The 23964-nt window shown below is 45.1% G+C and carries 16 protein-coding genes and 2 pseudogenes; 5 read left to right on the top strand and 13 right to left on the bottom strand.

The genetic code is table 11. The annotated features are described in order from the left end of the window. Positions 1-39: 39 nt before the first annotated feature. Together ACDZ28_RS20660 and ACDZ28_RS20655 are read right to left on the bottom strand one after the other, a co-directional pair. Positions 40-1002, bottom strand: a complete 963-nt coding sequence (locus ACDZ28_RS20660) for a phosphotransferase enzyme family protein (protein WP_375102652.1) — start codon at positions 1000-1002, stop codon at positions 40-42. Further along, the gene (locus ACDZ28_RS20655) at positions 999-1445 is read right to left on the bottom strand and encodes a GyrI-like domain-containing protein (RefSeq protein ID WP_042126675.1); all 447 of its coding nucleotides are present in this window, start codon (positions 1443-1445) and stop codon (positions 999-1001) included. The genes ACDZ28_RS20660 and ACDZ28_RS20655 overlap by 4 nt, the downstream gene beginning before the upstream one ends. 174 nt (positions 1446-1619) lie before the next feature. Here ACDZ28_RS20655 and ACDZ28_RS20650 point away from each other — a divergent pair, with 174 nt between their 5' ends. After that, positions 1620-2834 (top strand): MFS transporter, encoded by a 1215-nt coding sequence (locus tag ACDZ28_RS20650; protein WP_042132091.1) that lies wholly within the window; start codon positions 1620-1622, stop codon positions 2832-2834. Positions 2835-2927: 93 nt separating this feature from the next. Here ACDZ28_RS20650 and ACDZ28_RS20645 read toward each other — a convergent pair whose 3' ends face one another. Together ACDZ28_RS20645 and ACDZ28_RS20640 are read right to left on the bottom strand one after the other, a co-directional pair. Then, positions 2928-3644, bottom strand: coding sequence for an SAM-dependent methyltransferase (locus tag ACDZ28_RS20645; protein WP_375102651.1), 717 nt, complete (start codon positions 3642-3644; stop codon positions 2928-2930). Between the two features lie 391 nt (positions 3645-4035). After that, the gene (locus tag ACDZ28_RS20640; RefSeq protein ID WP_375102650.1) at positions 4036-4929 is read right to left on the bottom strand and encodes a LysR family transcriptional regulator; all 894 of its coding nucleotides are present in this window, start codon (positions 4927-4929) and stop codon (positions 4036-4038) included. A gap of 130 nt (positions 4930-5059) precedes the next feature. Here ACDZ28_RS20640 and ACDZ28_RS20635 point away from each other — a divergent pair, with 130 nt between their 5' ends. Further along, entirely contained in the window at positions 5060-5800 is a 741-nt protein-coding gene (locus ACDZ28_RS20635) for an SDR family NAD(P)-dependent oxidoreductase (protein ID WP_375102649.1), read from the top strand. Positions 5801-6143: 343 nt separating this feature from the next. On the opposite strand, the pseudogene ACDZ28_RS20630 reads toward ACDZ28_RS20635, so the two are convergent. The 3 genes and pseudogenes from ACDZ28_RS20630 to ACDZ28_RS20620 form a co-directional block, all read right to left on the bottom strand. Further along, positions 6144-6866, bottom strand: a pseudogene (locus tag ACDZ28_RS20630) (X2-like carbohydrate binding domain-containing protein); the annotation flags it as partial. 45 nt (positions 6867-6911) lie between these two features. After that, positions 6912-10052 (bottom strand): annotated as a pseudogene (locus tag ACDZ28_RS20625) (X2-like carbohydrate binding domain-containing protein); the annotation flags it as partial. Positions 10053-10439: 387 nt separating this feature from the next. Next, a complete protein-coding gene (locus ACDZ28_RS20620; protein WP_339290521.1) occupies positions 10440-11681 on the bottom strand; it encodes a metallophosphoesterase family protein in 1242 nt (413 codons plus the stop codon). A gap of 219 nt (positions 11682-11900) precedes the next feature. On the opposite strand from ACDZ28_RS20620, the gene ACDZ28_RS20615 reads away from it, so the two are divergent. Genes ACDZ28_RS20615 through ACDZ28_RS20605 form a run of 3 tightly spaced genes read left to right on the top strand, consistent with a single transcriptional unit; the run spans position 11901 to position 15303 of the window. Then, positions 11901-12614 (top strand): polyphosphate polymerase domain-containing protein, encoded by a 714-nt coding sequence (locus tag ACDZ28_RS20615; protein ID WP_042126661.1) that lies wholly within the window; start codon positions 11901-11903, stop codon positions 12612-12614. A gap of 2 nt (positions 12615-12616) precedes the next feature. After that, positions 12617-13345 carry a DUF4956 domain-containing protein gene (locus ACDZ28_RS20610; protein ID WP_339290519.1) on the top strand — a complete coding sequence of 243 codons (729 nt, stop codon included), beginning with the start codon at positions 12617-12619 and terminating at the stop codon, positions 13343-13345. A gap of 29 nt (positions 13346-13374) precedes the next feature. Then, the gene (locus tag ACDZ28_RS20605) at positions 13375-15303 is read left to right on the top strand and encodes a CotH kinase family protein (protein ID WP_375102648.1); all 1929 of its coding nucleotides are present in this window, start codon (positions 13375-13377) and stop codon (positions 15301-15303) included. A 217-nt stretch (positions 15304-15520) separates the two neighbouring features. On the opposite strand, the gene ACDZ28_RS20600 is transcribed toward ACDZ28_RS20605, so the two are convergent. The 6 genes from ACDZ28_RS20600 to ACDZ28_RS20575 all read right to left on the bottom strand — a co-directional run bounded on the left by ACDZ28_RS20600 (position 15521) and on the right by ACDZ28_RS20575 (position 23908). Continuing rightward, positions 15521-16168 carry a DUF1775 domain-containing protein gene (locus ACDZ28_RS20600; RefSeq protein WP_076117857.1) on the bottom strand — a complete coding sequence of 216 codons (648 nt, stop codon included), beginning with the start codon at positions 16166-16168 and terminating at the stop codon, positions 15521-15523. A gap of 52 nt (positions 16169-16220) precedes the next feature. After that, positions 16221-16886: a response regulator transcription factor gene (locus ACDZ28_RS20595; RefSeq protein WP_042126655.1), complete on the bottom strand. Its 666-nt coding sequence runs from the start codon at positions 16884-16886 to the stop codon at positions 16221-16223. Continuing rightward, positions 16883-17701, bottom strand: a complete 819-nt coding sequence (locus tag ACDZ28_RS20590) for a sensor histidine kinase (protein WP_042126653.1) — start codon at positions 17699-17701, stop codon at positions 16883-16885. The genes ACDZ28_RS20595 and ACDZ28_RS20590 overlap by 4 nt, the downstream gene beginning before the upstream one ends. 244 nt (positions 17702-17945) lie before the next feature. Next, complete coding sequence (locus tag ACDZ28_RS20585; protein WP_375102647.1) at positions 17946-18902, bottom strand: hypothetical protein; 957 nt, start codon at positions 18900-18902, stop codon at positions 17946-17948. 20 nt (positions 18903-18922) lie between these two features. Further along, a complete protein-coding gene (gene cysK, locus ACDZ28_RS20580; protein WP_076117798.1) occupies positions 18923-19843 on the bottom strand; it encodes a cysteine synthase A in 921 nt (306 codons plus the stop codon). Between the two features lie 162 nt (positions 19844-20005). Then, on the bottom strand, positions 20006-23908 hold the full coding sequence (locus ACDZ28_RS20575; protein ID WP_375102646.1) for a discoidin domain-containing protein: 3903 nt from the start codon (positions 23906-23908) through the stop codon (positions 20006-20008). Positions 23909-23964: the final 56 nt, after the last annotated feature.

Here is a 23964-nt window from a genome sequence, read left to right as displayed (position 1 = left end):
CTTTTTATAAATTCCCCAAAGAGGCCCTATTTTTATACGTTAAATCTCAATTGTATTAAAAAGAAAGGGATCTCCCTTCAGATAATTCCTTAGAATCGCTTGCGCATAAGGCTGTTCTGCTTTCAGTCCGTCGGTTTCTCTAGGATCGGGTGCGTGATGGCAATAATTCTCGATCATGACCATGACCGTAAAATGCTCTAAAGTCTGCAACCACTCCCCATCAAGCTTGCCAATGCTCTCGTAGCCCTTAATGACCAGCTCTCTTTGTAAGGGATACAGTCCTAGTATAGTGTGTGCCACGTCATAAAGATAATATCCCCAGCCACATCTTCCAAAATCAATCGGTCGAGGTTCCCCCTCTTTAAAGATGATATTCCCTTGATGTAAATCACCATGGATGACCCCATAAGTCCTTCTGTTCTTATATTTATGCTGCTTGCTTAACCAGACGTATAATTTCTCAGCCGCAGACTGATACAGCAAGAACTCTTCCTCTGTAAGAAAACTATGGTAGTGCAGTTTTAAACGGAGCATTGCTTTTCTAAAACTATGTTCATCCCAAACAGGACGATTAAAGCCTGGGGGTAACTCAAGCTCTTGCGCCGCTTTATGTAGCTTCGCTAATAATACACCTTCTTTATAAATTTGTTCTTCATTAAATCCTTCATTCGCATGTTCACCTTCAACCCAGCGCATTAACGATGCATATACGCCGTCCCCATTACCTTGCTCCACTTTGAACGTGACAGAACCTGTGCGATCATGCACGCCTTTTGGCAGAGGTACATCCATTTTGCTCTTCAAAAGCTCCAGCCACGCGATTTCAGAGTTAATTTCCTCTTTTGACCTCCCCGAATGAAGACGCAGCAAGAAAGTTCCCTCTTTATTAGTCTCTATTACAAAAGTGCAAGTGTCCGATCGTTGATTGAAACGAATCTGCGTCCAATCGAGATCAAAGTGCTGGAGCGCCATTAAAGCTGCTTGCTTATAATTATTTCTCATCGCAATGGAATGTACACATCAACCTCATCAGGCCACGTAGAATTAGCAAACTGGTAGATTTCTATAGCCAATGCACGATCATTACTCTGCAAATCATTATTCCTCACATAACTATGAAGTTCATCATAGGGATCACCTTTGGATCTTACATGAGCATACTGATGAGCCGGGATTGCAAAACCAAGCATGCCCTCAGGAACATTTGTGAGCTCCTCCACTTCCATACAGATCATATAAGTAAATAAATTTTCGGTAGAAAAATGTGGGCTAAGATAACGTTCAGCGTGAATGATATGGCTGATTTCATCTTTTCTTCTATTAAATTCTTGCTTCATCGCCTCTACTCTTTCCGGATCGTGTCCTACAAAAGAAGAAGTAATACTTAAACCCACCAGCTTCATTTCCGGTAATTCGAGTACTCGGACTTGGCCTTCAACCAGCATGAATAATCCATCCCTTCAATGATGATTTAAAATGAAAACTATTTGAAATAAATATTTCTCTTGAAAATATTTTCAGAAAACTAAATAATATAAAGCAGTACTACATGTCGGATCTATCATCTTAATAAGGGTGGAGCTTCATTACAGACAGAAGAAAGGTTGAACATCGGCACCATGAACGCAATTCCAAACCTCAACAAGGAACCAGCCCGTGTGGAAAAAACACGCAAAGAACCTTTTCCCATCTCTATTCTTTCGCTTACGGTAGGCGCTTTTGCGATTGGAATGACTGAATTTGTCATCATGGGTATTTTACCAAATGTAGCCAAGGATTTACAGGTTAGTATTTCAACTGCAGGTCAGCTTATCACGATGTATGCCCTTGGGGTAGCCGTCGGCGCCCCTATCCTAACCATCCTTACACAACGAATCCCGCAAAAGAAACTGTTATGCCTGCTCATGGTATTATTTATTCTAGGCAACGGAATCTCTGTATTTGCTCCAAACTATGCCGTTCTTATGGTAGCTCGTATCATTACAGCTTTAACACATGGGACTTTCTTTGGCGTTGGGGCAGTGATCGCTTCTAATCTGGTCAAGCCCAATAGGCGGGCCGGAGCCGTATCCATTATGATGGCTGGTCTAACGATTGCTAATATCGTCGGTGTCCCTCTAGGAACATTTATTGGGCAAAATATGGGCTGGCGCGCCTCATTTGCTGCGATTGCAGTCATGGGAGTCGCTGCGCTAATCGGCATTCTTATTTTCATACCAAAGATTAAACAAGACAAACCTGCTAGTGTAATCCAACAAATTTCTGCGCTAGCTAATCCTAAATTGCTTCTATTCTTACTGATCGGTGCGCTTGGTAACGCCAGCTTGTTCACGGTATTCACTTATATAGCGCCACTGCTAATGGAAGTTACCGGCTTTGCCGAGCATAATGTGACATGGATTCTAGTTCTCTTCGGCTGTGGTGTTACCATCGGGAATATCGTTGGCGGGAAGCTTGCAGATTGGAAGCTGATGCCTTCTATTGTGGGACTTTATTTCGCGGTTAGTGTCATTCTTACGATCTTTTCCTTCACAATGCATAGTCCAGTAGCTGCGGTCATCACAATATTCTTCTGGGGTATGGTGTCCTTCGCGGTCATGCCAGGATTACAAATACGAATCATGAGTCTGGCTCAAGCCGCTCCTGCACTTGCTTCTACAACCAGCCACTCGGCAGGGAATCTCGGAAACGCAACAGGTGCCTTCATTGGTGGATGGGTCATTTCTCATCTGGCAATTACTTCGCTGCCATGGGTCGGTGCGGTTCTGGTAGGACTCGGTCTGGTACTTGGTATTGCTTGTTATGTAGCGGAACGTAAAGAGAAAATGGCGTAAATTTTTTATAGGACTATATTTAAAAACGAGGGTGTCTCCCAAGCGATGAAAATGGCTTAGGGATGCCCTCGTTTTTATTTTAACAAACTATAGCTATCTATTATCTTGTGGCTTCATTCTTCTAATGCTTAGCATCTGATTTGCCCCTTTTTGAAATTCATAAGGAACCTCCATCTCCTCCACAGCGAAACCTTGGTGAACCATCTCAACGATAAGGCGATCTAAATGCTCATATCTTTTGCAACACAGATCAACTAAAGGGAAAATACGAAGCTCTCCCCTCGTCACCCGCATAAGTTCATTAACGGTCCTTAGATGAAAATCATAGTCCAGCCGATCACTATACATAAACAGGAAGTGTGCAGACAACGTCAGATCAAAAGCCTCATCATTAAAAGGCAGATCAGGTAAAACCACAGGAATATATCGCTCCGGGGTTTGTCTCCGATCATTGGTGTTATCGTTCAAAGCCCTATTCCTCGCTTGTGTAAGATCCGCTATAGACCCGAAGTAGTCCCACACAAAGTTACCTTGTACCTTTTCCAGTTCAGACATAGCATGCTCGATATCTTGAATACCTTTGTCCGCAAGCTCATCCGCAGAGTAATAATAAGCAATATCGGCAGCCGTTACCTCACTCCCGAGCTGATTCGATATCGCTGTAAAAGAGCAGGCACCCGCAGGACAGTCCAAAATCCTTCCGCCTACAAGATCCGCCTCTTTCAAATTGAACATCTGCAAATATTCCTCAAAGGTCCTTCCTATAAAAACAATCCTCTCCAACTCAAGCTTTCCTTCTGCTCCGCTCATCTCATCTCACCTTTCCTCATCTCGGCTATTAGGCTCACTTTTTACTTCTGTTTAAATATATGAATAAGATAATCTATAAGAAGTCCTAAAATTAGGAACGTTCCAAAATGAATGAGATACGTGGGAAATCTGACGCTAATTAATATACTGCTGGCAGCCCATTCTGTATTATTAACATCAACCATCCAGTTTGCAAAGGGCTTCGTAAAAATCAGCGTATCTATAATGGGATTAAGTCGTACAAGAATGATGTTTGCGATCTCAATCCCCAAATAATCGCACAGACAGATGATGATACTAATAATCGAAAACCAGAAACTGAATTTTCTCCTTAAAAACATCAAGCACCGCCCTTTCTATTTTTTCCTAATACATACAATTCGTTTAAAATTCAAAATATCCTTGTCGAGGTTAATTCCTGCTTTAAAAAATGATACAATCTGGAGCTCGCAAGCTTGAGCGGATAATCAGAAAGTTTACACAGGATACCGCAGGTCATATCAATCACCCTTCCCTCCAGCTTCCGCACCACCGTTCCTGCAGGTGCCGGTTTCAGCACAATCTCAGGGACAAGAGCGACACCTAAACCACTTTCCACAAAATATTTCAGAGCCGTCATGCTACCAATCTCCATAGTATCTAATGGTGCTCCACCTGATTCCTGCAGCACACTTTCTAATTTTTTGCGATAAGGACAGTTCGCTGCCGTTATAAGTAATCGATGATCCCGTAAATCCTCTGGCGTGATACTCTCCTTGGAAGCAAGGGGATGCGCTTCTGGCATAAGTAACACAAATTCCTCTGCAAATAAGGGTTCAAAATAAAGCTCCTTACCCAGCTCTGGTCCGGAACAAACTGCCATATCAATTTCGCCTCGCAAAAGTAGTTCACTGAGTGCTCCGGTTCCCGCAATCTCCACAGAAACTTTTATTTTCGGAAACCGCGTCATAAAACTGCTTAACAGCTGCGGCAACCGATAGCTCGCCGTAGGATCCGTTACCCCTATGCGGACGTTGCCAGCCTCGCCTATTTTTAAATCAGCCAACTGACTCTGAAGCCGCTCCATATCCTTAACAATATGTAAGCTCTGTTCATAAAACAATCTACCCGCATCGGTTAAGCTAATTTGTTTTCCACGCTCAAGCAGTTGACAGCCTAAATCGGATTCAAGCCTCTGCATTTGCATCGTAACAGTCGATTGGGCATAATTCAATTCTTCTGCTGCACGGTTAAAGCTTCCTGAAATCACGATGGTTTGAAAGGTTTTTATTGTTTTTAGATCCATTCTAGTGACCCCCGCCATTCAGTTCAAATAAATTGAACCAAACCTTCATTTAATTCAATTATACGAAATCCAATAATCACTATAGAATACTCTATATCAAACACATATGCCAACCTAAGGAGTGAATGAGATGGATCTTAACAATAAAGTAGCATTAGTAACTGGTGGAGGTACTGGAATTGGCAAGGCTGTAAGCTTGGAATTAGCCCGACGCGGAGCCCGTGTGGCAGTGAACTATTCTAAATCCGAGGTAGAGGCCAAAGAAACGGTGAATATAATTGTTAATCAAGGGGGGCAAGCCATAGCAGTACAAGCTGATGTTTCTAAGGATCAGGAAGTACGGAGTATGGTGAATTTGATAACTCAGCATTTTGGAACGGTAGATCTGCTGGTGAATAACGCCAGTATTACTAAACATATTGCGCTAGCTGATCTGGAAAAAGCTACGGAAGAGGTATGGGATGAACTCTATGATGTAAATGTGAAAGGCATGTTCTTCTGCGCCAGAGCAGTGGCGCCGTATATGAACAAAAGTACGTCAGGCGCCATCGTCAATCTTGGCAGTATCGCCGGACAAACTGGCTTAGGCTCTTCCCTTCCTTATGCGGTCTCCAAAGCTGCTGTTCATGGTCTTACGAAATCTTTAGCCCACGCCCTGGCTCCTAATATTAGAGTTAACTGTGTCGCTCCGGGAGCTGTTGCTACCAGATGGTGGTCTGGTCGAGAAGAACAAATGCATAAATTAGCGCCTAATTTACTGCTCCGGCGTATTTCATCCACTGAGGATATCGCTCAATTCGTCTGCGCAACACTGGAACAGGAAGCAATGACCGGACAGATCATTACGGTAGATAGTGGTCAAACGTTATAACAACAAAACAAATGGCATATCAATTGAAGCGCCGATAGAATAATTAGGGAATTTCTCCCTATAAATCTGACAAATCCACTCATCCAAATAGTAATTACGGAAAACCTCCCTATAATTTAGATGATTTGCTGGAAAATAAAGAAATCCCCCTGATTTTTAGGGAGGAATTCCCTGTTTTCGTTCATTTAAGGCTAAAATCGGCTATTTTCAGGGAGTTATTCCCTAATTCCTCTCTAGCTCACACGATCGTCGTTTGGTCTATTTTATAAAGATAGAAGCTGCCCCAAAAGTAGAATTTTCTACTTCTAGAACAGCCTCTATTGCATAAATATTGGTGATGTTTTTAGTTAGGCTCACTACCCCAAATCAGACTTCCTGAGACGTAAGCTGGCGCTTTAGTCCAGTCCACATAATTGGTATCCACCGCATTAAAGGAGTAATCACCGGTTTGAGTGTAATTCGTCCAGTCATTTTTAGACACACGCACCTGAATATCGATACTTGCACCAGCAGCAAGTGTACCCGCTGCACTTGTGAATCCGACCTCCAAATAATAATCCGCATCCGACTTAGCGGTTGGCAGCTTCACAAACGTTCCAGTTACATTCGCGCTTCCGACCTGCGACCAATCACAGAAGAAGCTTTGCGGCTTTTCTTCATCAATTGTGTAATAGTATCTTAATTTCACATCAGAGAGCGTAATTGCGCTTGTGCTCGTGTTCACCAGCTTGAACTTTGGATTCAACGTATTTCCGGAAGCAGACAATGATCCGTTATACATCTGTACCTTTAGTGCTGCTGACGGAGCTACTGTCGTATCTGAAATGGTGACAACCAAGGATTGTGTGGCCCCTGCACTAAACTCAAAAGTCAATGTGGTCGTTCCTACTGCTTGCGTTGCCAGATACGACTTTTTAATCGTCACAATCGATCCGCTGATCACATAATCTGTTCCCGCTACGAGATTGGCTGTTCCATTTTTGATCGTGCTCAGCGTATTTCCGTTCAACGTCAGCGTTACTGCGACGTCTGCTTGATTCGCTGTTTTCTTGTCAAAGCCTGCGGTTGATGGCGTTATCGTTGAGTTGGATACGGGTGTTGTCGTATCCGATACCGCAACCGCCAACGATTGTGCAGCCCCTGCGCTAAAGCTAAACGTCAGCGTGGTCGTTCCCACCGCTTGCGTTGCCAGATACGACTTTTTAATCGTCGCAGTCGATCCGCTGACTGTGTAATCTGTCCCAGCAACCAATGTTGCTGTTCCGTTCTTGATCGTACTCAGCGTATTTCCATTGAGCGTCATAGATACTGCAACGTCTGCTTGATTCGCTGTTTTCTTATCAAAGCTTGCTGTTGTCGGCGTTATTGTGGAGTTGGATACGGGTGTTGTCGTATCTGATACCGAAACCGCCAACGATTGAGTAGCTCCCGCGCTAAAGCTGAACGTCAGCGTGGTCGTTCCCACCTCTTGCGTAGCTAGATAAGACTTCTTAATCGTCACTGTCGATCCGCTGACCGTGTAATCTGTCCCAGCAACCAATGTTGCTGTTCCGTTCTTGATCGTACTCAGCGTATTTCCATTGAGCGTCATAGTTACTGCAACGTCTGCTTGATTCGCTGTTTTCTTATCGAAGCTTGCTGCTGTCGGCGTTATCGTGGAGTTGGATACAGGTGTTGTTGTATCCGATACCGCAATCCCTAAGGATTGCGTAGCTCCCGCGCTAAAGCTGAACGTCAGCGTGGTCGTTCCCACCGCTTGCGTAGCTAGATAAGACTTCTTAATCGTCACTGTCGATCCGCTGACCGTGTAATCTGTCCCAGCAACCAATGTTGCTGTTCCGTTCTTGATCGTACTCAGCGTATTTCCATTGAGCGTCATAGTTACTGCAACGTCTGCTTGATTCGCTGTTTTCTTATCGAAGCTTGCTGCTGTCGGCGTAATGGTTGATCCTGTAACGGGTGCATTCACAGGATCTGCATACAAGGTACCTCGGCCATTCGTTCCGAGATACACACGTCCATAAATTCTTGGGTCACCAGTAATCGCCATATTGATTTTGGCATATTGGTGGGCATCGTCATTAATACGAACCCATGTTGCGCCAACATCATCAGAACGGAAGACGCCCCGCACGCCATCAATCTTCGCTACCGTGTACAGCGCCATGTAAGTTTGACCCGGCGCAGCCTTTCCATAACCGATCAGATCAGCTTCTTGTACATTTGTTAATTTCGTAAAGCTCGCACCAGAGTTCGTGGAGTGCCACAAACCATATTTATTCTCTGTCGTGTTCCCTCCAGCAAACCAGATGTCGCCTTCAATGCCCGGTACTGCCTTCATGCTGATCTGAGCTTCATTCGGCTGTAATCCAGCCACATCATTGGTTGGGAACCCTGAAGCTGAAGTGGCCGTAAATGTAGCTCCGCCATCCACACTAACATAGAAGATTCCAGCAAAGAATCCGTAGAATTTGTTTGTATTCACTCGATCAGATGCTACTTTTGCTCCAGCAGGTAAACCGGCGCTTGCTGTCCAAGAATTACCTGAAGTTTTGGAGTAGTACACACCAATATCCGAGGTGCTCCACAGAATGGAGTTACCACTCGCAGATACAGCTACTTGTCCATGCCCCACCGTTGTTTTGTTTCCATTGGACGGTTCGGAATTTGGCATGTACCAGTTCACTCCACCATCATTAGAGATACCGATAGACTTCATGCTTGGGGATTTTTCTTTATCCGCACTCCCTACCCGAACCATGTAGGAGGGGCTCAGCTCAGCATAATCAATACTCATCGTTGTTGCCCATGAAGGACTGGTCTGGAATTTAGTTGGAGCTACCGACAAATCCTCATGCCGGAAACCAGATACGTCACCAAGCGCAGTGATCAAATGGGACGTTCCAGTTGGCGGGCTTATCAGGCCTAATACTGCAGTTTCCTCCACACCCTTTGCCATAACAGAGATATTTACCTTGCCTCCGGTATCCCATGAGGTCAAATTGTTTGAGCCATAAATAGTGGCCCCCGTACCATACATCATCCGGTTAGAGTTGAAAGGATCAATTTCCAGATCGCCCATCATCCAGCCCAGTTTTGGTGATGGATCAAGAGAGGTCGAAGTCGTTCCATGATCGAGCCAAGGTGCTGCTGTGATATCCATACTGAACTTATAAGTTCGTTCTGGATAATTACCCCAATCCCAAATTCGGCTCCATGTTGCACCACCGTTCGTACTGCGGAAAATCACTTCATCAGGCCACCAAGCGTTTAAACTGGATACCATCACTGTGTTAGGATTCTGTGCATCCACCGCCAAACCACCGAAGCCATACCAATTATCCGTTCCGGTTGAAGGGCTGATGTTCGTCCATGCACCGCTTGTTTTATTGAATTTCCAAACTTCACCTTTACTTCCGTCATAAGGACCTACACCATTGCTATAAGTTATATACAGATCACCTGTAGAGGAAAGCACACCATGATGTGGCAAGTATCCTGTAGGTTGTCCAGCCAGAGCTGTCCAAGTCGCGCCTCCATCAGTGCTCCTATATACGCTGCTTGCTGTATCGGCAACCCCTACATATATCGTTTGAGTCGCATTGCCAAGCGTTCCTGTACTTTTATCGAATGTAATCCAGGATAAGCCGACGAGATCATTTCCATAATCCAATGTCGGGTTCTGAATATATGTTCCTACATTCGTAAAGGAGGTTACCTTCGACCAAGTAACACCGGAGTCCGTACTTTTCCAGAGCCCATTACCACTTCTTGTTCCGAAGAATAAAATATTATTCTTATTCGGGTCGATCACAAGGCGTTCACCCGCAGATCGGCCCGGCATATTTCCACCTACTTTAAAAGGCAGTGGAGTGGTTTGCCAAGTGTTACCTCGGTCATTAGAGCGCATAATCTGACCGTTATTATCCCAAGAGTTAGTATAAGTACCTGTTGCCATATACACTTTGTTCGGATCAATAGGATCTGTAGCAAGGGCATCTACACCATTCTTATTCCAATCGACCCAGCCCACGGAGTCACTAATTGAAGTCCAGCTAGAGGTAGCCTGATTCCAGCGATAGGCACCCCCGATATCTGTTCTGGCATAGATTAAATTGGGTTCGGACTGATTAAAAATAATACCGGGTACAAAGCCACCGCCTGCCCCCGTTACAACACTCTTCCAATTGTAAGGTTCACTTGCAGCCGCATGAGTAGTAGCTGGGAATGCAGAGAATAAAGAGCCTACCATCGCGCCAAGCAGGATTAACAATCCAGTTTTTCGGATACGATTACGAATCACGTTTTACGCCTCCTACAATTTTATTGGTTTGCTTTTGCTTTCCTCCTACTCTGTATCCCTGCTTCTTCCCTCCCCCCTAAACATGACTATTTAAAATTTACTGATAACGCTTTCATTATAATGGTAATGTTTTTCATTATCGAGAGAAAATGGTTGTATTTTTATGAAGTTTGTCTTTAAAAATCGTACCATTTTCACACTGCAGATTACATTTCACAAACACAGCCATCTTCTCACTTACGTTTGCTCTCAAAACCAACTAAGGAATAGCCGCTCAAATCAAAAGAATCTAAAAAAAGCCTTCTCCACCCTAAGGGTGAAGAAAGCTGCTATTGCTTAATGCGTGAGCACAAATTCATCCAGCATCTTCCCATCCACATCATAAGCCTGATAGGTCAGAGTATTACCGGCAACACTAATCCCTGCGAACATTTGCTTGTAGTTTTGAAAATGCACCGCATGATAGAACTGATCTTCTTTTTTCTCATTAAACTTCCCAGCAGAAGCATTGGTTACCACATATACCGTACCTTTTTTAGCACCTACCGGATTCTCACCTTCAGGAATGATTTTTCCAGCCCGTAACGGGTAGGATCTGGAGTACTCATGATTATGACCCTGTAGTACCAAATCAACCTCATACGCGTCAAAAATATCCGTCCAATCTTCAACCTTCTTATATGAATTCCCCCCGTATGCCGGACGGTGCATCGCAACGATCTTCCATTCCTTATCCGTGCCCTTTAAATCTTGCTTCAGCCACTCGGCTTGCTTTTTTAAATTACTCTCCGTATTCAATACAGATACATGCACAGGACCATAATCGAAAGAATAAGAAGTGCCTGCAACGGAACCCTTTGCCCCGTTATCAGGCAGGTTGAAATGGGAAGTAAAGTCTGTCGCATCGCCATCCACCTCATCATGATTTCCTGTAACAGGCATTAAGGGTATCCCAGAAATCAAGCTTTGCACGTTCCCAAAAAATTGATCCCAGCTGCCCGAATCCTCCGGGTTCTCCGTTATGTCACCATTATGAACAATAAACTTGGCCTCTGGAAAGGTCTGAAAAGCCTTGCTCAATGTCTTCCCCCACAGTTTAAAATCATTCGCACTATCCCCTTGGGAATCCGTAACGTTGATAAATGTAGCACTGTCTAGTCCTCTCTCTTCCGTGGTGAATTCCGAAACTGTACTCCATTCCCCCTCAACACCGCTACCCACTCTGTAAGAATACATTGCCCCCGGCTCAAGTCCCGTAACCTCCGCTTTATGAACACCTCTAGTACCATTGTCTGTTTTTATTGAGCTACTATCTGCTTCTACCCTTAATACATCCGAATTTGCAAAAGAAGAACTCCGTCCCTTGACCAACTCCAGAACTCCTGCGGTGTTGGAATCGTTAGTATACCAAGTGAAAGCACGACTCGTTCCAGCATCTCCTTTAAAGGTGGTAACAAGATCATACGGGGTTGATGATTTCGCGGAGCTCCCGGATTTGGACCACTCCATCCCAACAGCCACCAAGATCAATACAATCACTACTAGCCCTAGGATAATGGCGAATTTATAGTCTTTCATCACGGCTCCTCCTTCATTTCTCTCTCTAGTCTTCTAACTAAGATAGCCTTCCAGAAAGTCAGAAGTCAAATCTATACCTCCATACTTTTGTTAACGCAGTGTAAAACATTCAGCTAACATTCAGTCTATTTTAAGTTAAGCATAAGGTCTGTCTCCTAGAATTAGTTGTGCAAGAAGGTCAACCAACGACAGAGAAAGAGATAGAAACGAGGTGGGAAAATGAGTAACAAGCTTCAATTCCGGCATGAGCTGAAATTCTTCATTAACTATCATCAATACCTTATATTGCGCCAGCGATTGCAGAGCTTGATTGATACAGACGAGCACGCCAATGAGAGTGGCGAATATCATATTCGCAGTTTATATTTTGACGACATCAACAACTCGGCGCTTGCCGACAAACTCGGTGGTCTCAGAGAACGCGCCAAATACCGTATTCGCATCTACAACATTCAAGACAACATTATTCACTTTGAGAAAAAAATCAAAATGGACGATTATATCGCCAAAATCAAAGAGCCGCTGACCCGTCAAATGTACGACGAGATCATGGCAGGCAACTATGAGGTCCTGAATGTCCCGGACAGTCCGCTGTTCATGGAACTATACCATCAGATGCGTCACAACCTACTGCGGCCTAAGGTCATCGTCGATTACGTTCGTGAGCCTTATGTTTGTCAGAACGGTAACGTGCGGATTACATTCGATAAGGAATTACGTACCGGTCTGCATTCGACGGATATTTTTGATAAGGATTTACATCCGATTCGAGCGATTGATGAGAACTTCATTATTTTTGAAGTGAAATTCGATGAGTACATTCCGGAGTACATTAAAATTGCGCTGCAGTTAGAAGGGTTGAACAGACAGTCCGCTTCAAAATATGTAATCTGCCGCAAATTCTTAAAAACCAACACTTGGGAGGATTATTGATTATGAATGCATCACTAGCAACGCTAGCAGCAACCGCAACAACAGATACAACCACAAATACTTTTACAGATATTATTAAAAGCTCGGTGATCGACAACTTTGTATCCGACATAAGCATCTCGAAGATGCTCATCACCTTGGGGGTAGCTTTCCTAATCGGATATTTCATTTATCTTCTCTACAAACGTGTTTTTAGCGGAGTGTTATATTCCAAAAGCTTCAACGTCTCGCTCATAGGCATGACCATGATTACTGCCACTGTTATTATCGCGATCAATTCTAACCTTGTGCTGTCCCTCGGTATGGTCGGTGCATTGTCTATCGTTCGTTTCAGAACGCCTATTAAAGATCCAACTGATTTGATCTTTTTGTTCTGGGCAGCAGTCGCAGGCATCGTAACCGGAGCAGGCTTCTTCACTTTAGCAATTGTTGGTTCAATCATCATCGGTCTAATTCTGTTCCTCTTCATCAAACATTCTTCTATCGAAACTCCATACTTGCTAGTCATTAACTGTGATGGTGATGAAAGTGAACGCGAAGTACACAACCATATCACCAAGTCAGTAAAACGCTATAATGTGAAGCAAAAAACAGTATCTGCAAACAATATCGAATTAACACTGGAGCTTCGTCTGGATGATAAAGTAGGTGGCTTTGTCAATACAGTCTCCGACCTAAAAGGAGTCAAAAATGCACTTCTAATCAGCTATAGCGGCGACTATGTATCCTAAACACAATATTATGAAAGGCGGTGCCCCAGATGAAAGCAAGAGGTAAGTCTATCCTGCTGAGTCTTTGTTGCCTGCTGCTGGTCATCGCTGTAACTGGGTGCCAGAACGCAAGTCCATCAGCAACAAACGAAACTGCAACAGATTCTAAGGATAAGGTAGTCTCGAGCGACGAGAAAAATCAAGACGAGCAGGTCTTTCCAAAAGATAAGGTCGTCGATGTCAAAATCACTTTGGACCCGGATGATTTTCAGGACATGCTGGATAATGCCAGTGCTGAAGAATACAAAATGGCTTCTGTAGAGTATAACGGGATCAAATTCGATAACGTAGCCGTTCGAACCAAAGGAAATCTTAGCCTCAGAAGTGTAGTACAGATGACGGACTCTGATCGTTACAGCTTCAAAATTTCATTTGATGAATATGTGAACCAGAATTTATTCGGCATCACTAAGATCAACCTGAATAACAATTACAGCGATGCTTCTTATATGCGTGAATTCCTAACCTATGAGCTCGCTGAGAGTGTCGGACTCCCTACGCCGAAATACTCCTTCGTCAATGTGTACGTCAACGATGAACTGAAGGGCTTCTACCTCGCGGTGGAACAGATCGGCGACGCTTATCTGGAACGTAACTTTGGGAACTCTTACGGTGCACTTTATAAAGGGGAAATGACTGGTCAAGGCAGTGACTTAACTTGGCTTGGTGATGATCCATCTCTCTATACTGGACTGGTAATGAAGTCGGATAAATCCAACGATGATATTCTGATCGATATGCTGAATGAGCTTAATAATGGCACCGATTATGAAAAATACATCGACGTAGAGGAATCGCTGAAGTATATCGCTCTAAATGCGGTAACAGCTAATATGGACAGTTATCTAGGTGGTAATAAGCAAAATTATTACTTATATGAAGACGATGGGGTCTTCTCCATTCTGCCGTGGGATTATAATATGGCTTTTGGCGGCATGGGCAGCGCAGATGTGCTGATTGATGAGCCTACTCAAGGCGCACTGGCAGAACGGCCACTGATTGCCAAGCTGCTGGCTAATGACGAATATAAAGCGAAATATCACGAGATTGTCAGCGAGATGATTAATGGTTATCTAGCGGACGACACTTTCCAAACTCGGATGGACCAGCTGGACATGATGATTTCCAGCTATGTCAAAGCGGATCCTTCAGCTTTCTACACCTTCGAGCAATATGAAGAAGGGATTAAATCTGTTAAGACCTTCATGTCGAATATGGCGAAAAATATCCAGCAGCAGCTCGATGGCACCATCCCTTCCTCCGGTGACGGATCGGGAAGTGGTATGGGTGGCGGCATGGGCGGCGGCGGCTTTGGCGGTGGCGCTAGAAATGGTGCAGCTGCAGGTGCCACTGGTGCCGGACAAGGCGCGAACGCCGCGAGTAACGGGCAAGTGGCTGGCGCGGAGACCGAGAGCACTACCACTGTTGATGGCGCTACTGCGCCGAACGCCGTAAGCGGGCAAGCAGCTACTGATGGGCAGGCGCCTCAGGGTGCAGGCGGTGAGCCCGGCGCCATGGGCGGACCCGCTATTCCTGATGCCGGTGCAGGTCCTGGCAGTAACACGCAAGCAGCAGCTGGCGGTCAAGCGCCTCAGGGTGATCAGACCAACACTAACGGGCAGGCTGCTCAAGGTGGACAGACCAACGCCAACGGGCAGGCCGTTCAAGGTGGGCAAGACAACACTGACGGGCAAGCTGCTCAAGGCGGATTTAATGGAGGCGCAGGCGGTGAGCCTGGTGCCATGGGTGGTCCAACTATCCCTGAAGGCGGAAACGGTCCTGGCGGTGGCGGCTTTGGTGGCGGTGGTGCCATGCAGCAAAAAGGCAGCACGAGTGAAGCCATTACTACTGGGGTCGCAATCCTGCTTCTGCTACTAACCGCAATCTTTGTAACCTTCTATAAACGCAAACGGTTATAGAAAAGTAAGAAATTATCCTCAACAAAAAAAGACATGAAGAAGCCTCCGACGTTAATTGACGGGGGCTTCTTTCATGTCTTAAAGATTATATTGCCAAATCTACACATACAAACTACTGAGAACAGTTCCATATCTCGCTCGGAACTGTTCTCGGTTTTCATCTCAAACTTTTTTCTTATCAAAATCTCCAACAATGATCACGGAATACAACTAGTTCTTACTCTTTCCGCCCACGTAATATACTAATGGCCGCTATTAAAAAAGCTAGTAATGATATCCCGACTGCGATATAGACCATTGGGTTGACACTGTTTGACTTCTCTTCATCTTTCATGATAGCGTTGTGCTCTTCCATACTCATGGAATCTCCCACGGCACTAGCACCGTGAGAATGCTCATCCCCTGCTGCGGCTTGCACAATCGAGGTCACAGAGTGTGGATTCTCTGTTCCGGCCTCGCCGGACCATTGCACCAAGCTTCCATCGGCATAGTGCTGATAAGCATCCCATGCAATGTCGCCAGCGGCATCAGGGTTCTTGGCCGTAAAATAGAAGCGTTGGAATTGCCCCTTCTGAATGCCCTCACCATTAGCTATCCAGCTAACCTTATTCCCTTCAATGGTAACATCCCATCCGGGTGTAGCCTCATATTGTTTAAACTCTGCACCTGCTGGAACGCGCAGATCAACTTGTACAGTTGCCACATCTTTTTCCGAAGGAACCTTAAGCGTGTAGGTCTCCCATGCTCCGGTACTGGATTGTGCTGGTGCCACAGTTACGTGCGCACTAGCCACGGCTGCAAACAACAATAGTGTGGCGGCAGCTGGTGCGAATAAAGTCATTATTTTGCGAGATAATCTGTTCATAATTAGCCCCTTCTCATAAGTAATCCTATAAATTTCGTCATTTAACAAACCACTATATCTCCTTGGGAAAATCCCGTTTACGCGAAGCAAGCCCTTGTTCCAAGGCATAACGCGTCAGCTGTGTTCGATTTTGGAGTTGAAGCTTTTGGAGGATGTTCTTCAGATGATTTTTTACGGTATGCTCCGAAATCCCCAAGCTCACGGCAATCTCCTTGTTCTTGGATCCAGAAGATACACAGCTTAAAATTTCTTTCTCTCTTGCCGTCAACGACTCCCCTTCATCTGTTACAGAGGGCACGGTGAACTCCTTCAAGATTTGAAAAGCCAGCTCCCGACTAAGCGGTGCTTCTTCATTAACAATAGCCTGCAAATATTGAATCCAGGTGGAAGGTGCCAGATTCTTTAGCAAATACCCCTGTGCTCCTTGCTTCAGCGCTTCGAGGAGATGGGAAATCTCGTCCGATACCGTAACGATAACGATTTTGACATAGGGATATTCCTGCTTGATCCGGCGAGTCGTCTCCAGCCCGTCCATCACCGGCATCTGAATGTCGATTAGAATGAGATCAGGCATCCATTGCGCTGTGAAAGCGATCGCCTCAGCACCACTCTCCACCACACCAATAACCTCAAAACTATCATCCATGGACAAAATCTCACACATCGCTTCACGCGCATGCGCATGATCATCCACAACTAAAACTCGGTATCGGCTCATGGACTGACATCCCCCTTCGTAATTTCAACCTGGGTGCCTGTGTCACCGGATATCAGCCTAAGCTTCCATCCCATCCCCTCGACACGCTCCTTCATGATCTGAAGTCCGTAGCTGCCACTCCCTTCAAATGGATCATGCCGAAATCCTTCTCCGTTGTCTGCAACAACTACTCTCCAGCTCTTCTCATCGCCAGTGCCAGTAATTGAAACCAGCCCTGCTCGTGTATGCTTACGAACATTAATGATCGCTTCACGGATACAGGATAACAATTCTGATTTTTCCGAAGGAGAGAGCGCATCATCTTCCAGACTCCAATCGAGCGAGGCTTCGATCATAATCTCATTAGCCATCTGGGCTAGCTGGTCTTTTACCGACTGTTCCAATGAAAAAGAACTCTGCTCAGAGACCGGAATCTTCAGATTAGCGATGGCTTGCCGCACATAACGGTTCACCTCATGGACCGTCTTTTTAATCTGATTCACACTTTCCTCACTGACTTCACCGTTCTTACGGTTTGCTTCTAGACGGTCGATTTTGACAGATAAAAGGAACAAAGATTGCGCCATCCCGTCATGCAATTCCTTGGCTAGACCTTCCCGGGCCTTCATTGCTTCCTTAAGCGCACGTTCCTGCTCCAACTCCCGCTGATTCCTCTCCATAAGAGAGAACAATGGGACGAGTAATACAAGACTGACTAAAAACACGAGAACCGGTGTCAAATAGTTCCCTAAATCCATTGAAATATAAGGCATTAGAAACTGATGGCGTACGACTTCCCAGATTCCTACCATAAACGTTGGCAGTAACAGGATCATGTACTTTATTCGTTTATACGTTGCCGTCCCCTCCCGCACATCTTATGCTTAACATTATCACCGTCTCATCCCAGCTGCATGACTCGATCGGGCTATATAAAGCTGTTAATGTTACAAATTTAAGTATTTTAAAAGGTGAATGCTGTCATTTATAATATCACAAGCAAGCTTTCTTATATTGTAGCAAAAAAAAGATACATCTCACGATGCACCCAATCATTTCTACTTTTACGTGAAGCCCTACCTATATTGGAGAAGTATAACGTCCATATTGGATGTCCATTTCCTTAAACAAATCTCCTTCTTTTTTCAGAAAAAAAGTATTTACTCCCTCTGATCCCCACCAATTTAATCCAAGAAGAGGACCATTTAAGGTTTCGGCAGCAAAAAGAATGGAGAACATTTCAGGCATAACCTCTCCACCATCATCCACCCGCCAGACTGAATATTCATCCCCTTGAATCACCGCAGGATAGTCCATAAAGGTAAATTCATCTTTTTCTTTCCAGACGAGACTAAATAACATATCCTGATCCAATCTCACGAATTGAACAAGATACAACTGCCGATCTGTAGACAGCTCTGCAAGTTTCCATATGTTCTGAATTTCACGGTTTTTCGTATCTACAATACGCTGCCGAACACTTACTTCTACAGTGGAAGCTTGTTGGCCCTTCATAGATTCAATAGGCATAAGCGCATCAACCTTAAAGTCTGCTTGATCCGTCAAATAATAGGTTTCATCCGGGGTCGCACTTGCTTCTTCCACCGTAAAAAGATACCCCGCCAGATTCACAAAATTATGCGCCATCTCCCGGCCATTGCTATCCGCTGTTCCATCCTGCCACTTGTTAAATTTCACTTTTAACACTTTACCCTGATCACCAATGGCTTCATTTAATTGTGCCATCTCCTGATCCAGCCCTTGTTCATGCCCGGTGACTAGAATATTCCGCCCCTCTGCATCCGCAAAGCCAAAACTCATCTTCAGCTTATCAGTGTCTAGATAAGCATCAGTCTTCTGCTTGCTTGGAGTCGGTAATGGCTCTGCGCTTGAAGGAAGAGTTGGAGAAGGCAGTACAGTTTCCGCACTTTGTTCAGGTGTAGACTCAGCATGATCCCCATCACTGGTCAAAGAGTTGTTGCTAGAACAACCCACCAACATAAGGACAATAAAGAAACTTACCATGAGCTTATTCATTCTTATTCCTCCAAACGAAGTTAGAATATTCCCATGCTCAGGTAACGTTCCCCCGCATCAGGTGCAATACATAGCACTCGCTTGCCGGCCCCGAGGCGCCGTGCTTCCTGCAATGCTGTCCATACTGCGGCGCCACCTGATGGGCCTAGCAGAATCCCTTCCTGTGCTGCCAGCATTCTCACAGTATTCAGTGCATCTTCATCCGAAACTTGAACAATTTCATCATAGACCTTCGTATTCAGAATGGCGGGTATAAAGCCCGGACTGGTTCCAACCAGCTTATGCGGTCCGGGCTTTCCACCGGATAACACTGGCGAGCCTTGCGGTTCAACAACAAGAATACGAATATCCGGAAGCTGCTCACGCAACACTTCCCCAGTTCCAGTAATTGTGCCTCCTGTTCCCGAAGATGCAACGAACACGTCCAGCTTCCCTTCCATTTGCTCCATAATTTCAAGAGCTGTCGTTGTTCGGTGAATGTCAGGATTCGCTTTATTCTCGAATTGCTGTGGAATAAAGCTATTCGCCACTTCTTTCCCTAGCTCGATTGCTTTTGCTATAGCCCCCGGCATCCGCTCCGCTGCAGGAGTCAACACAACTTCAGCTCCATAAGCTTTTAGAATATTGATTCGTTCCTTCGTCATATTGTCAGGCATGACAAGAATCGCTTTATAGCCTTTTGCAGCGGCATTCATAGCCAATCCAATGCCTGTATTTCCGCTTGTCGGCTCAATAATGGTTCCTCCAGGTTTCAGCAGCCCGTCTAGTTCCGCTTGCAGGATCAGATTATAAGCGGCTCTATCCTTTACACTGCCACTGGGATTGAAGCGTTCCAGCTTCACATATAGTTCTGCATCTTGGGGTGTGGTCAACCGATTCAGCCGCACAACCGGTGTATTCCCAATAAGCTCTGTTATATTGTTAACAACAAGGGGTGTCATCCTAGAGCCTCCTTCATTTCTGTACTTCCCATTATTGTAACTTGAGCGGCATCTCCTGTCGATTCTGGAACTAGCAGTCCTAACTTAAAAAACCTTAAAAAGCCGCCTCCCATACTTATGGGTAGGCGGCTTCATCATAACTGAATGCTGGTCTACTACAACTTACGGATTCACGTTAATGGTAAAGGTAGATGTATTATTCTTAATATTCGTTACTGTATTCGTAATCTTCAGATTGTTGAAGGTTGCTGAGCCTCTGGCTGGACCTTGACCTGCCTCAGCAGCTTCATTCACCCAGATACCCACCCCGGATTTGCTATCAAAAGCATCGCCGCTCTTCTGTGCACCGGTAATTGTAACGTTATTAAAGATGGTATCTGTTACTGGGAATTGTGGAGTGGAACCTACATAGTTGGTCTGGAACATGATGCCATGATAGGTTGGATCAATGATATCCACATCATTAACTCGAATACCTTGGAAGACCTTCGAGGCCGAGAATACCCAAATCGCCGGGAAAGTCTGCGCGCCCCAGAAATGCCCACCTGCACGAACAATAGAAATATTCTCAAAATTCGTAGTCGGTGAAGCTCCGAAACCGTTCATCGGATATCCAAAGTCTAACGAGCTAATCGTAATCCCGGAGTAGCAAAGCGTATCCGCGATATAAATGTTACGGAAGGTATTTGCATATCCGCCATAGACAGCTACACCGGCAGCACGCCAAGTCAAGATTGAAGTGAGGTTCTCGTAGACGTTGTCCTTCATATCTGCACCGCCGGAATCAATCGCCGAGAACAACGCAAAGCTATCATCACCGGTTGCCCGGGCTTCAATATTAGACACGAGGTTGTTCGTGCTGCCATTAGTCATATTAATGCCGTCAGCGAAGGTGTTACGGATACGGGAGTTTTTAATCACCATATTATCCGTGTTAGCTCCCCAGTACATACATACCTGATGTTCGGTCCAAATGTTATCGATCGTAATATTCGCCACATTGGAGAAATCAAATACTTTACCAGGACCGTCGATTCGTGATGTGTAGTTTCCGAAATAAGCGAAATTCGCAAAGGTAGATCCATTGGCTGTATCACTGGCGCGGAAGCCGACATCGGTATTCTCTTGGTTAGTTGGAGCAATAAACCTTGTATACCAAGGACCCGCACCGATAACCTTCACTGCCTTGCCGTAGACCTGAAACTTGTTAGAGGTCTGATAGTTACCTGGTGGCAAATACACACCTACGAGATTTCCTGTGGTGTCCATGCGCACTTTATCAAGTGCATTTTGAACATCCTGATGCGTAAAGCCTGCTGGAACAGTGTATTTAGCCGGATCTGGATTAGCGATCGGTGAAACCTGCTCTAGACTGATGAAATCAATGGCGTATTGAGAGGTGTTAGCGCTATCCTTTTGTAAACGGATCGTACTTCCTGCCGGAATCGTGCTGTCAAACATAATGTTAGCTTCATCATAAATATGCCGTGGAGAACCTGCGCTTGGCGAATTGCCAGGACTTGTCTCAGAACCATACAACCATGCATATTTAGAAGTTAAGTTAATAGCTTTGCTAAAGACACCATTAACATAGATGTTAAGCGTAGCATTTGTGCCGTCACCACTCGCTGAATCTGGAATTGAGAAACGAGTAACCAGAGTGTTTGTGCTGGCTTTTGACGTGAATTCAACATAGCTGCCTGTGGTGTTCAGCGTGACTGCTCTTCTGCCTGAAGCCTCACCTGCAGGATCGCCGATGGTCCGGTTAGCTGAAAGCTTCACAGCTCCGCCGCCAATCACCCCATCCTCAGCCTCATACATGTCGTAAGGCATATTCGCTCCTCGACCAATGAACAGTGACTGCGTCTGAATATTATTAGCCCGTTTCACAGGCAGCTCATTAGCATCTACTGCAATTTCACTCTTCACAGTATATTTGCCATTTCCTGCTGTCCAATTACCGAGAGCTACAGGTGCTGTGGTTACCCCACTTGATATCACGCCGTTATAGGTGCCTGTAAGAGTTTTAACTACCGCATTCGTAGTAGCATCTAAAACCGTCAAAGTTATGTTATGCGCCCCACCCGCGGAAGCTGCTGTACCCTGGTTCTTAATGGCAACAGAGAAGCTTACAGTGTTGCCGCCTGCTGGATTTCCAGGTGTCCAACTGACGGAGGAAGCAACCAGGTCAGAACTCGATACAGGTGCAACTACAAGGGAAGTCGGGCTAGTGAAGCTATTATTCCCCTCATCTGATTCAATAACAGTATTATTCTCATCGACCTTTGCACTTAATGAGTAGGTTGCCGCATCTTTTGCCCCCATATTAAGAGATACGCTCGTTGATGCGCCAGCAGCTAGAGCACCTACTGGGCTAGTACCTACAAGTGTAGTGCCCAAATAAAAATTCACATTAGTTGCAGCAGATGCTAGAGTCCCGATATTCTTAACTGTTGCATTAAGAGTAATGGCATCCGTCTCAATGGGAGATGTTGGAGTCCATGTAAGACCAGTCACCGTCAAGTCTGGATTCGCAGATGGTGTACCAATTACCTGAAATTCGGCAATTTGTCCAGCACTTGAACCAGAGTTAGTGGTGATCTTCAGCTGTAATTCACTAGCTGTAGCCGTTACCGGAATCGTCACTGTATTGCCGCTTGCCGGATTAAAGGTATAGACGGTAGCGGGTACAAGACTAGTAAAAGCCGTTGTATTCTGGTTATGTCCAAGCACTTGAATGGTTTGAGTACGTGTGGACCAAGCCGATGAAGGATTCAGCTTTAGAACTACTGATGTAACATCAGCATTGCTACCCAAGTTAACCGTTAATGTGTTCGGATAACTTCCTCCCGCACCCTCCCAATAAGTGGTCACATCCCCGTCATTCGCATTCGTCTGTACAAAAGTAAAGACTGAAGAGGACGCAGTTATACTTTTGTTCAATGCCAAATTAGAACCCGTCCCGGGTGTTGGAGTAGCTGTCGGCGTTGGTGTTGGCGTTGCTGTTGGTGTTGGCGTCGGTGTTGGTGTTGCTGTTGGTGTCGGTGTCGGTGTCGGTGTTGGTGTTGGTGTTGGTGTTGGTGCTGGTGTCGCTGTTGGTGTTGCTGTTGCTGTTGGTGTTGCTGTTGCTGTCGGTGCTGAAGACGGAGTAAGGATCAAGTTATCCAGATTCACGTTTCCAGTATCACCTGCATCATATTTATAAGTAATCGTATTAGCACCAGCATTCAAGGCTAGCGTTTCAACCTTTGTAGACCATGTATTCCAGTTGGCCAGATTTAAAAGAGAAGATTGCTTTATTTTAGTCCCATTGACATAAATACTTATTGTTTTAGTGCTCCCTGAAGCATTTGCATATTTTAAGGCGGCATCATAGTTTCCAGCAGAGGCAACATTAACACTAAAGGCAGTCGTTGCTCCTTGTGTCAAATAGCCATCTACGAATCCGGTTCCGGTATAACCAGTATGATCTGTATTGACTTTTGCTCCACCGGATAAGGCAGCGTTCTCCGCTTCATATCCTGTGGTTGGGAGTGTAGTTGTACTGCCATAAATCTCAAATTCCGATAGCTGTGCTGCCGGCCAGCCTGTATTTGCCGTGAAGTTCAATTTAACATATCTAGCATTCGCAGCTGAAAAATTAATGGTCACAGTATTAGAACCGCTTGCTGGATTAAAGGTGTAATTGGCAGAGGCTGCTAAGTTAGTGTAAGTAGAATCATCAGAGCTTCCCTCCACCGACAATGTTTGGGTTCTAGATTCCCAGTTCGCCGGCAGTTTTAGAACAACCTGATTGACGCTGCTTACTTCGCCTAAGTCCACTTTAATCCATTGCGGGAATGCGTTACTTACACTTTCCCAATATGTTCCTTGATTGCCGTCATTGGCATTAGTTGCTACATAAACATCGCCGAATGAGCTTGAAGTAATACTCTTCCCTTGGGCTAAATTCCCCGCAGCTAAACTCACTGAGGGATATAAGGCTAACTGACCTACAAATAAGATTACAATCAAAAAATACATTACTGTCGGTTTACCCGTAAATTTTTTAGAAGCTGCTATCATTAGAGAACCACCTCCCAAAGATTTGTGAAGCTATGCAGCTATTAAGAATGCGCTTT

It is taken from the genome of Paenibacillus sp. RS8, assembly GCF_041956825.1.
Classification (GTDB): Bacteria; Bacillota; Bacilli; order Paenibacillales; family Paenibacillaceae; genus Paenibacillus_AQ.
The sequence above is the reverse complement of the archived record's forward strand: the minus strand, read 5'-3'. Positions and strand labels throughout refer to the sequence as shown.